13 protein-coding genes are annotated in these 10,023 nt (G+C 72.9%); 1 reads left to right on the forward strand and 12 read right to left on the reverse strand.

Annotated elements, in window-relative coordinates; all coding sequences use genetic code 11:
* Positions 1–4 precede the first annotated feature (4 nt).
* The gene (locus ACIQU6_RS40075; protein WP_403486830.1) at positions 5–232 is read left to right on the forward strand and encodes a DUF397 domain-containing protein; all 228 of its coding nucleotides are present in this window, start codon (positions 5–7) and stop codon (positions 230–232) included.
* 236 nt (positions 233–468) lie between these two features.
* Here the strand turns inward: ACIQU6_RS40075 and ACIQU6_RS40080 are convergent, their stop codons facing one another.
* The 12 genes from ACIQU6_RS40080 to ACIQU6_RS40135 form a co-directional block, all read right to left on the reverse strand.
* A complete protein-coding gene (locus ACIQU6_RS40080) occupies positions 469–1,041 on the reverse strand; it encodes a nucleoside 2-deoxyribosyltransferase domain-containing protein (protein WP_403486832.1) in 573 nt (190 codons plus the stop codon).
* A complete protein-coding gene (locus tag ACIQU6_RS40085; RefSeq protein ID WP_403486834.1) occupies positions 1,038–1,766 on the reverse strand; it encodes an HIT family protein in 729 nt (242 codons plus the stop codon). Before ACIQU6_RS40085 ends, ACIQU6_RS40080 begins: the two co-directional genes overlap by 4 nt.
* 57 nt (positions 1,767–1,823) lie before the next feature.
* On the reverse strand, positions 1,824–2,252 hold the full coding sequence (locus ACIQU6_RS40090) for a transcriptional regulator (RefSeq protein ID WP_403486836.1): 429 nt from the start codon (positions 2,250–2,252) through the stop codon (positions 1,824–1,826).
* A 73-nt stretch (positions 2,253–2,325) separates the two neighbouring features.
* On the reverse strand, positions 2,326–2,721 hold the full coding sequence (locus ACIQU6_RS40095) for a hypothetical protein (protein ID WP_403486838.1): 396 nt from the start codon (positions 2,719–2,721) through the stop codon (positions 2,326–2,328).
* 77 nt (positions 2,722–2,798) lie between these two features.
* Positions 2,799–3,260, reverse strand: a complete 462-nt coding sequence (locus tag ACIQU6_RS40100) for a hypothetical protein (RefSeq protein WP_403486840.1) — start codon at positions 3,258–3,260, stop codon at positions 2,799–2,801.
* Positions 3,261–3,334: 74 nt separating this feature from the next.
* Complete coding sequence (locus tag ACIQU6_RS40105) at positions 3,335–4,558, reverse strand: hypothetical protein (RefSeq protein ID WP_403486842.1); 1,224 nt, start codon at positions 4,556–4,558, stop codon at positions 3,335–3,337.
* Between the two features lie 222 nt (positions 4,559–4,780).
* On the reverse strand, positions 4,781–5,125 hold the full coding sequence (locus tag ACIQU6_RS40110) for a hypothetical protein (protein WP_403486844.1): 345 nt from the start codon (positions 5,123–5,125) through the stop codon (positions 4,781–4,783).
* Positions 5,126–5,434: 309 nt separating this feature from the next.
* Positions 5,435–5,947 (reverse strand): hypothetical protein, encoded by a 513-nt coding sequence (locus ACIQU6_RS40115; protein ID WP_403486846.1) that lies wholly within the window; start codon positions 5,945–5,947, stop codon positions 5,435–5,437.
* Positions 5,948–6,168: 221 nt separating this feature from the next.
* Positions 6,169–8,466, reverse strand: coding sequence for a hypothetical protein (locus tag ACIQU6_RS40120; protein ID WP_403486848.1), 2,298 nt, complete (start codon positions 8,464–8,466; stop codon positions 6,169–6,171).
* A gap of 72 nt (positions 8,467–8,538) precedes the next feature.
* Positions 8,539–8,838: a hypothetical protein gene (locus ACIQU6_RS40125; RefSeq protein WP_403486850.1), complete on the reverse strand. Its 300-nt coding sequence runs from the start codon at positions 8,836–8,838 to the stop codon at positions 8,539–8,541.
* On the reverse strand, positions 8,835–9,071 hold the full coding sequence (locus tag ACIQU6_RS40130; RefSeq protein ID WP_403486852.1) for a hypothetical protein: 237 nt from the start codon (positions 9,069–9,071) through the stop codon (positions 8,835–8,837). Before ACIQU6_RS40130 ends, ACIQU6_RS40125 begins: the two co-directional genes overlap by 4 nt.
* Positions 9,068–9,904, reverse strand: coding sequence for a hypothetical protein (locus ACIQU6_RS40135; protein WP_403486854.1), 837 nt, complete (start codon positions 9,902–9,904; stop codon positions 9,068–9,070). Before ACIQU6_RS40135 ends, ACIQU6_RS40130 begins: the two co-directional genes overlap by 4 nt.
* Between the last annotated feature and the right edge of the window lie 119 nt (positions 9,905–10,023).

The following is a 10,023-nucleotide window of genomic DNA, read 5'->3' on the forward strand; positions in this document are numbered from 1 at the left end:
AGCTATGAACATCCCGACCCCGCCCGCCATCGACTACGCCTCCCTGACCTGGATCAAAGCCACCGCCAGCAGCAATCAAGGCGCCTGCGTCGAACTCGCCGCCGCTCCACAGGGCTGGGTCGCCCTCCGAGACAGCAAGTGCCCGGATCGGGAGCCGTTCCTGTTCAACCCCGCTGAAATGTCCGCCTTCCTGGCCGGCGCCAAGGGCGGAGAGTTTGATCACCTAGCTTGATGTAGCTTCCCCGGCAGCGTGGCCACTTGCCAGCGATCTTGGCCACTCGGCGCCCCCCCCCGGCCCCGGAGCCCTGCGCCTTGGCTCCGGGGCCTGTTGGTGTGCACCACTGAGGAGCCGTTCCACGGCCCCGCCGCGCGTCGAACGGGGAGTCGTAAGCCCCAGCCCCTCCCCCGCTCCCCGGCATGCAGAAGCGCCCGGCCCCTCTCGGATGGGGCCAGGCGCTTTCGTGGCTCCTATCGCTCTTGGTGGTCTACGGCGTCCACGTTGCCCGATCGATCGGTGACCGGCTCGACGGTGCTAGGAGTCAACTCACCGCTGATGGAGGTGCGTTCGGTGACGATCGATAATGCGGCGGTCGCTGTGGCGGTGAGCGTCTCGCGTACGGGCACGCCGAGCCTGCGTGCCACGTAGATGAGGTACCTGTTTCGCTCCGGGTTGGGGCAGTCCGCGGGACACCCCAGGACGGCGCGGCCCGTGGGGGCATCGAGGCCGAACTCGACGTTCGTCGTGAACCCCGGCAGTACGGCCAGGTCGCGGGGAATCCAGAACAGGACGGCGCTCGCCTGCGCGCGGGCTTCGGTCTCCCACCCGACTTGATCGTCATAGTGGGCGGCCCGCTTGCCGCCTCGTGATTCCGGCGTCAGGACGGTGAGGGGCTCGGGGCCTGTCCACTGCTCGGCGAGGGCCTCGACCGCGGCCGGGCGCCACGACTCGACGCCATCGCCACGGCGGGGTGTCGGGCCAGCGAGGAAGACAGAGGGGCCGCTCGGGATGGGTTCGCGGGCCCACACCACAGTTACGGTCATCGGTCCCCCTCCCCCTGTCGGGCCGCCGCAGCTTCCTGCTGGGGAGTCCACGGGAGCGGCAGACCGTCGATCGCCTTGCGGGGAACCACATGGAGGTGCAGGTGGAAGACAGTTTGTGTCGCCTCCTCGCCCTTGGAAGTGATGATGTTCGCGGCCGGGTGCTCGGCCATCAGTTCCGCGGCGCACTCCATGACGCGGCCCGACGTCTTCTTTTCGGTGCCGGCGTCGTCGACGTGGCGCCGGGGGATGACGAGGAGGTGTCCCTCGTTGACTCCCCCGCGTGGGCGAATGGCGAGGACGTCCCCCCAGTCCCGTAGGACAGTGGCCGGTGCAGTCCCGGCAGCGATGGCGCAAAATACGCAGTCGGCTTGCGCGTTGCACAGCTCGGCGAGCTCGGCCTCGGCCTCGGCGACTCCCTCGGCGGCGCCCTCGACCCCGGCGGCGGCGAGGCGTCCGAACGCCTCGATCCGTCGGCGCGCGTGGGCGATCAGCTCACCCGAGGAGACCGGCGCGGGAACGGGCCGGCTGCCGTTGAGGTACTCGGCGGCCTCCTCGCGGATGGCGCCGACCCATTCCGGGTCGGCGCCATCCGTCCCGATCTTGTCGTGTTGGGCGACGACGTCCTCGAAACTCGCCCGCGCTGCGGCGGCAACACGCAGTCGCTCGGACTCGCGCTGTAGGGCGGCGATTTCCCAATACGTGGCGAGGAAGTCCTCACGGTTCATGGTTGGTGTCCTTCCTTGGGGATTGTTGCTGCGGGACGTCATGTCGGCCGCCCTTGGTCAGTCGCGGACGGCGATGAACGCGGCGAGTCCTTCGGCCAGATGGTGTGTCGCCTGGTCAAGGAGGTAAGCGCCCCCGAGAGGGCCGCCGAGCTTGTAGAACGGGCCCTTGCGGAGGGCCTCGGCCACCCTGCGGACCGGCCAACGGCGGTCAATCAGGTAGTGGGTGGCGCCGGACAGGGCGAGCGCGGCGGCCATGCTGCGGCCTCGGAGGCCGAGGCCGAGGACGCGGTTCCCGATCAGGAGCGCGGCGGCCTGCGTGGCGGTGTACGTGGCGACGTGTCCGGCGAGGGCGAGGTGCCCCTCGGCGCCCGGCTCGGCCTTGTGCTGGGCTTGGTGGTCGGTCTGTACCCAGTGGTCGGCGACGTCGGCGGCGACGCGCAGAAGGGCGTACACGGCGGGGAAGGCGGCGGCGCGGTTGGCGGTCATGTCGAGTGGGTTCCTCTCGGTTCGGGGCGGGCCGGGGGCCTCGGGCGAGGCCCCCGGGGGTAGTGCCGGCGGGTCAGCTGTGGGTGCAGGCGTGGGCGCGCGGGTCGGCGAGGTGGGTCTCGAACGCGGCGGCGGCGTACGGGGCCCACTCCTGGGCCGTGATCGCGCGCCCGCAGTCGTCGCAGGACCAGGAGCGCGGGCCGTGGACCCGGCCGTACGCGCGGCGGTAGGCGCGCTCGGTGACCTCGCCGAGGGCGTTCTCGACGGCGGCCAGGACGACGACGGCGACGAGCACGAGGTACACGACGCGGGCGAACCCGGAGGCGTCGAGCTGCTGCTCGGTGGCCTGTGCGGCGGTGATGGCGACGATCACCGGGACGACGGTCCGGACGAAGCCGAGGGCCAGGAGGCGGAGGCGGGCGGTCCCGAGCGGGGCCGTGGTCGCGTTGGTTCGGGTCTCGGTCTTCACTGCGGTGGTTCCTCTCTGAGGTCGGGCCGGGCCCCGGCGATGCGCCCGCGGGCCCGGTACTGCGGTGTACGGCGGGGTCAGTCGCGGGTGCCGGCCTCCCACCGGTCGAAGCCCCGTTCGCGGACGTGCGTCCACTCCTGCCGGGCGCCGATGAGATCCTCGGCCCACGCCATCGCGGCCTCAATGTCGGCGTTGTGGTCGTCCGGCCGGAAGGTCTCGTGGCACTCGCTCAGGCGCTCGCCGGACTCCTTGTCGCCCTTGAGGTCCCAGCCGGGACGGTCCACGTCGACCCAGCCGGGTTCGAGGACGAACCGCGGGAACGGGCGGGCGGTGACGCCCTCCTCGGCGGGGGCGTCGGGCAGTCCGGCGGCGCGGGTCTTGAGCGCGTTCATGGCGGCCGGGTCGAAGCGGAGCCAGGAGCGGCCCACGTTCCCGTGCTCGTCCTCGGTGTAGGCGACGAGGACGGCGCCCTTGGTGTCGGATTCGAGGTTGAAGCGGGTCACGGTGCCGGTGATCTCGACGTTCGGGTTCGGCTTCATGTGCGGTGTTCCTTCGGTTCGTTGGGCGGCCGGGTCTGCCGCCGGGGCCGAGCGGGGCCCCGGCGGTGGTGCGGTCAGGAGGACGTGACGAGGTCCCGGAGGCTGGACACCTGGGCGGCGGGGCGGCCGGTGCCGGCGGCCCGGTGGCCCCGCAGCGCGGCGCCGTCCGGGGCGTCCGGCAGGGCGTACACCCGGCCGCCGTCGAGGACGGCGAGGAGGCGGGCTCCGTGACGCTCGCAGCCGTCGGCCCCCGCGTTGGAGGAGTCGAGGACGGTCACGGCCGGGGCGCCGTCGCAGGGGGTCGGGTCGGTGGGCAGGGCGGCGCCGCACCGGCCGGTGATCGGGGCGAGCTGTTTGGCGTCGATGGAACCGCCCGAGACGCCGAGGAGCTCGACGTCCGCGGCGGCCGTGCCGTTGGCGCGGCGGTAGACCGACTGGACGATGCCGTACGCGGTCAGCCCGTTGCGGGGGTTGGTCCACTGGACGGCGGCGCCGGGTTGCATGTGCTCGCCGCACTCGGCGGCGATCTCGGCCTCGGCGGCGCCGAGTTGGGCGGCGACCTTCGCCACGTAGGCCGCTTCCTCGTCCGCGCGCTTCTTGTCCTCGGCGGCCTCGGCGGCGAGGACGTCGACCGGGGCGGCGTAGCCGATGAACGGTTCGCAACCCGCGCAGTGAGCGACGCCGTCCAGGGGGCGGGTGCCGTGGCCGGTGACGGGCCACGGCCGGGCGCCGTGGTGATGCAGGAGGCCGAGGAGTTCGGCGCAGGACTGGCGGCGGGCGGCGCGGGTCTCCGGGGCGAGTTCCTCGGCGTCCTCGACGAGGTCCGCGACGAGCGAGACGACATCGGCGAGGTGGCCCAGGAGCCAGCGGGGAGCAAAGTAGCGGTTCGCGGTGACGTGCTCCCAGACGAGGCGGTACGCCGCACTCTCCGCGTCGAGGTGGGTGTCGCCGATCTCGTCGGCGTAGGTGATGCGGAAGCCGTCCGGGATGGACAGGCCGAGGACGTCCTCGGCGGCCGGGGCGGCGGGCTCCTCGTCGGCGGCCGGGGCGGCGATGCCGAGGGCCTCGTATCCGGCGGCGGTGAGCCGGAGGACGGGGACCTCGTTCCCGTCCTTCGTGGTGATCGTGTCGGGGGCCGTCTCGACGAGGGCGAGCTCGACGAGGCGGGCCTCGGTGCGGTGGTGCAGGGTGCGGAAGCCGATCCAGCAACCGGACGCGCCGTTCACCCGGGCGGCGACGCGGCCGGGGGTCTCGTGGATGAGTCGGAGGGCGGCGGTCTGCGGGGCGGTGAGCTTCAAGTCTCTTTCTCCTTCGGTGTGTTGCTCCCGTTGGCGGATCTCCACCATGACACAGGAAGTAGACCAACTACAAGTCTAACTGTGAGTTGAGGTACTTCTTTCGGGTGGTGTTCGATGCCGCCTCGAACGATTCGCCGCCAATTGGCGGCACGCGCCGGACGCGGAGGCGCCCCCCGAGGAGCCGGACGAGCGGCTCCTCGGGGGGCGCCTCCCATAGCCGGATCACTCCTCGGCGTCGTCCCCAGCGCCCCGCATCTTGCGTTCGTGCCGGCGCTCACCGAAGGCGCCCGCCTCGCGGATCGCGTCGCGTCCGGCGCCGATCCCCTCGCGGCCCAGGTCGGCCACCGACCCGACAGCGGACGCCCCGGCGGCGGCGACTTGCCCGGCGGCGGCGGCCGTCTGTCCGGCCGCGCCCGCTACTGCGGCGATGGCGCCGAACGCGGCGGCCATGGCGCCGCCCGTCGCCCGACCGGCAGGCTTGGCGGGCCCGGCCGCCGCCGGGGTGCCGGCCTTCGCGTTGGCGGCGGCAGCGGCGCGCGCGGCCGGGGACTGCGCGGCGCCGCCCACGGCGACGAGTACACCCTCGACGGCGCCCGCTCTTGAGGACCAGGCGGAAGGGCTTGCCCGCCTCGGCCTGGGCGATGGTGCGGAGCTGGGCCGAGGTGAGGTTCTCGACGGGAAAGAAGCACTGCGCCCGGCTGCTGCGCCGCCCGCTTTCGCCGCGGTGCATCTCGCCGCAGGTGGCATTGATGCCCTCGTTGGTCGGGATGAGGGTCAGCTCGCGCGGAGTGGAGTTGCTCGGTCGGTTGGGGCACCGGACGGCGGCGCCGCCGATGGTGAACTTCCGGACCTTGATCGCGGACATGGGCGGGGCTCCTATCGGTTGCTGATCGTGGCGGTGGCGGTGGCCTTGGCGCGGCCGAAGAGTCCGGCGGTGGCCGTCGCGGTGGCGGTGACGGTCTGCGCTCCGTGGCCCCGGCCGCGCTTGGCGACGGCGGCCACCAGGGCGACGAGGAGGGCGAGGACGAACGCGATCTTCGCCAGGAGGACCAGGGCGGCGGCGAGGGCGGCGGCGGCCTCGGCGAACACCTTCAAGGCGTAGGCGGCGAGGACGAGCGAGCCGGACGCGGAGACGAGGAGGAGGGCCGTCGTCTTGGCCCAGGCGGGGACCGCGGTCGCGGCCGGGGCGGCGGCCGGGGTCTCGGTGCCGGCGGGGGCCGAGAGGTCCGCGTACACCCACACCGTGCGCCCGTCCGCCGTCCGGGCCTCGACCGCGCCCGGGATGGGGGTCGGGGACAGGAACGGGCGGGTGTCGAGCGGGTGACCGAGCATCGGCTCGGGGCGGTAGACGACGGCGGCCTCGGCGCGGGTGTGGGCGGTGTTTTCCATGATCGACAGCGCTCCTCGGCGTGATCATTTTGCGTGGGTTTGTGGAGTCGGTACGGGCCGGGTCGGATCGGGTTATGCCTGGTCAGAGGCCCGTACGGGGCCGGTACGAGGGCCGGGGGGACGGTTCGGCGTACCGGCGGGGCCGGGGGCCGTACGGATGGCGTACCGGGCGCTGACCTGCGGCGTTCCGATCCGCACGGACCCCGTACCGGGGTGCATATCTACGCAATACCGGCGGCGGTGCGGACGTCGGCGAGGTAGTAGCCATTGGCCCGGCCGCCGCTCGTCCAGCTCCGGACGGCGAGGGTTCGCTCGGTTCCGTCGAGGGCCTCGTCGAGGGCCTTCCGCAGCGCGGTCCCGCCCGCCCGGACGTAGGCGCCGCGGTCCTCCTCGCCGACGTCCAGGGTGGCGGGCGCCCAGGTCGAGGGGTCGAGGGTGGCGAGGCCGTCGAGGATCTCGGCCGTGGGCATCCGCTCGGGGAGGCGGGCCTCCTCGAACACGGCGAGGAGGTCGGCGAGGATGCCCGCGACGCGCGCCCGGCGCCCGCCGTCCCCGGCGGCCTCCCCGGCGAGAGTGCCGGCGGCGATGCGCAGGGCACGGCCGCGCTCGCACACGCCGCGGAACTCGGGAAGGTTGATCAGCAGGGAGCGCATGAAGCGGAACCCGGTCTCGTCGGCGTGGATGCCCATTCCCTTGAACGCGGGGGCAAGATCCTTGGCGTTCCAGCCCGAGGAGGCCGAGCCGGTGCCGAGGATGGAGTCGCTCATCTGGTAGGTGGCGCACAGGTGGGCGATGCGCTGCGGGATGGCGTCGCGGATGGCGGACGGGACGGCGTCGCCGGTGGGCTTCTGCGAGGCGAGGACCGGGATCAGGCCCGCGGCCGGGCCGACCTTGGCCAGGTCGGTGAGGGCCTTCTCGATGCGCTGCCCGTACGTGACCTTGTCGTCCTCGGACTCCTTGTCGCCGCTTTCCAGGTAGCGCTGCACCTCGTCGATGATCAGCACGACGGGGCGGATTCCGTGGTCCCGGACGATCTCGGGCGTGAGCTTGCCCTCGGGGCACACCTCGTCGGGGAGCTCGAACAGAGCGTCGTACGTCTCCGTCATCTCGTCGACGAGGTCCTCAAGGACGTGGGTCAGGCGCCGCACTGCGGCCGTGGTCACGCCGCGGATGTAGGCATCGGCGACGAGGGCCGTTGCCGCCCAGTCCTTACCGCCCTTGCCGTCGCCGACGACGATCCGGCACGTGGGGTCGAGGATCGCCGCCACGGCCGCCGCGCGGGCCGTGAACGTCTTGCCCTGGCGGGGCATGGCGCCGACCAGGAGGCCGAAGAACAGGAGCTCAATCGGGATGACGCGGCCGGTCTCGTCCACGAACGTCGGGGCGCCCTGCCAGATGTCCCACTGCTCGGCGTTCAGGAGCGGCGAGGGAACCGGGTTGCCGCCGAACGGGTGCGAGTCGGCAACGCGCATGTAGACCTCACCCTCGTGTCCGTCCTGCCGGATCGAGAGCTGGATCGCGTCCACGGCCAGGGCGGCGGCGAGCGGGTCGCGCTTGGCCGCAACTTCCTTGGCGGTCTTGCCGGACGAGCGGGGCAGCTCGAACCGGACGACGGACGCCTTGTCGTCGGCCTCGCGGGCGATGAAGCCCTTGACGGTGACCGACTCGCCGTCCTTGAGGATGCCGACGTTGCGGGCCCGCAACGCGTCGTTGAGGCCGTCCTCGGTCAGGACCCCGGCCCCGGTGAAGTCGACCGAGTCCGTGATCGTGAACGTGCCGTCGGGCTCGCGGCGGATGAGCTCACGGCGGCCGAGGGCGTACAGCACGCCGAACAGCGGCAGGAGGACCGGCGAGGTCATGACCCAACCCCAGGTCTCGCCGAGGGCCAGGAGCGCGGCCACGTAGGTGGTGCAGCCGGTCATGGCGTAGACGGTGACCGGCTCGCGGCGGCGCTGCTTGGCCTCCTTGCGGCGGTCGGCCCGCAGGTCGGCGACGTGTTCCGGGCCTGCCTTGGTGCGCCGCACCTTGTCGGCGATCTCGCCGTACTCCGTGGCGCCGAGGTAGGACCAGGCGTCGCGGGCGCCGACGCGGGCGCCGATGCCGGCCACGCGGGTGGCGCGCCACAGGTAGACGGGCGAGCGCAGGGTGTGGAAGGCGAGGGCGTTGGTCCACTCGGCGCGGCGCTGCCGCCAAACGCCCGGGTCGGTGAGGGACTCGGGGATCAGGGTCCGCAGGTTCCATCCGTCGCGCTCGTCGAGGATTTCGAGGGTGCCGGGGTCGTCGTCGGTGTCGGTGTCGGCGAGCTCGACGACGGCGGCCTCGGCGTCGGCCGGGGCGGCGAGGGGTGCCTCGTCGACCTTGTCCAGGCGCACGGTGCCGGTGGTCAGGTCGGCGACGCCGGCAGGGGTGCGGCGGACCGCTTCGCGGGCGGACTCCTCGATCCGGTCGAGGGTCTCGGCGGGGAAGTCGACCGGCTGCGCCTCGGTCTCGGGGCCGCGCTCGGCCTGAGTGATGCTCATGTCTTCGGTTCCTCTCGGGGGATCAGGGGGCCCGGCCGCCGGGGCGGCCGGGACGGTGCTGGTGAGCGCGGGTCAGGGGGTGCGCTGGGCGTCGTCGAGCTCGACGAGCGCGAGGTGAAGGCGGGCGCGGGCGGTGTCCGCCTGGGCGCCGATGGCCGTCCCGTAGGTGAGGGACTGGCGGGCGGCCTCGACGGCCTTCCATGCGGCCTCGACGTGGGGGTTCGACATGGGGGCCGTCTCGAACGCGAGGTAGACGAGGCCGAGTTCGGCGTGTGAGCGGGCGAGCTGGGGGTGATTCGCGGCGGCCTCGGCGTCGGCCTGGGCGGCGAGCTCGGCGGCGATCTGGCGGTACACGCTGCGGGGGGTGCTCACTTCTCGCCCTCCTTCTTGGTCTTGGCCTTCTTGGTGGCCGCGCGGACGGCGATCGACTTCGCCCCGGCCCGGACGGCGGTCGGGCCCCAGAGGATGAGGAGCAGGAGGAAGGCGCCGATCACGGCGGCCGGGCCCCACCCGTATTCGGGGGCGCGGGTGATGGTCACGTAGGTGCCGGCGGGAACCGCGAGAATGAGGGCGCGGGGCGGCGTGTGGCTGTTGGCGGCGCTCATCGGGCGTTCTTCCTCTCGGCCTTGACCGTGTCGCGCAGGGCCATGAGGTACCGGGTGTTGCCGCCGCCGACGGCCTCGCCGACGTTCTTAATGGAGAGCTTGGCGCCGCCGCCGAGGATGTCCGCGAGGGCGCGGACGCGGTCGAGGTCGGCCGGGTCGAGGGGGCCGATGGGGGCCTTCGGAGCGGTCCGTCCGGTCAGGCGTCCGAGGGCCTGCTTTCCTTTGCGCCCTAGGGTTTTCGCGCCTCGGCCGCCCTTGTTCGGGCCGCCGGTCGGGCCCTTCGAGGAGCGCCGCGCGGACGGTCCGTCGTCGCCTCCGTCGCCGTTGAAAACGTCGTCGAGGAGCTGCTCGACCATGAGCGTCTCGACGCCGACGCCGTGTGCTGCGGCGAGCGCCTTGTCCGCGCGGCCCCGATGGGCGACGACGCCGGCAGTGACGGCGATGTCGGCGCCGTGCGTGTCGCGCCATGCGTCCCGCCACGCCGTCTCGGTGTCGACGGTGCCGTACGGGTGGGCGGTCAGGATGTCGGTGTACCGGTTGTAGACGGCGGGGAACCGGCGGCGGCGCTTACGGTCGTGGCGGTGGCGACGCCGGTCCTCCTTGCGCTGGGCCTTGGTGCGGGTGGCCTTGGTGCCGTGGCGGCCCCACCCGCGGACCTCCCAGAAGAACACCCCGGCGAAGCTCGCGGCGGCGAGGACCCAGGCGAGCCACCCGCCGGACTCCCCCGGCGCGTGCGAGTAGTTGATGACGGCGGCGAAGCTCGCGCACGCCCACATGACCACCCGGAACCGTCCGACGGGGCGGCCCTCGCGCTTGGCGCGCTCACCGGACACCGTGGCCACCCACGCCCCGGACTCAGTGAGTGTTTTTGAACTCTGGCCGTGAGGTGTGTATGGCTGGATGATCTGGCTCGTGGCGGCTGACGGGACGGCTCGGCGGTACTGTCGTGAGT

The sequence above is a fragment of the Streptomyces sp. NPDC090442 genome, assembly GCF_044769405.1.
Taxonomy (GTDB): domain Bacteria; phylum Actinomycetota; class Actinomycetes; order Streptomycetales; family Streptomycetaceae; genus Streptomyces.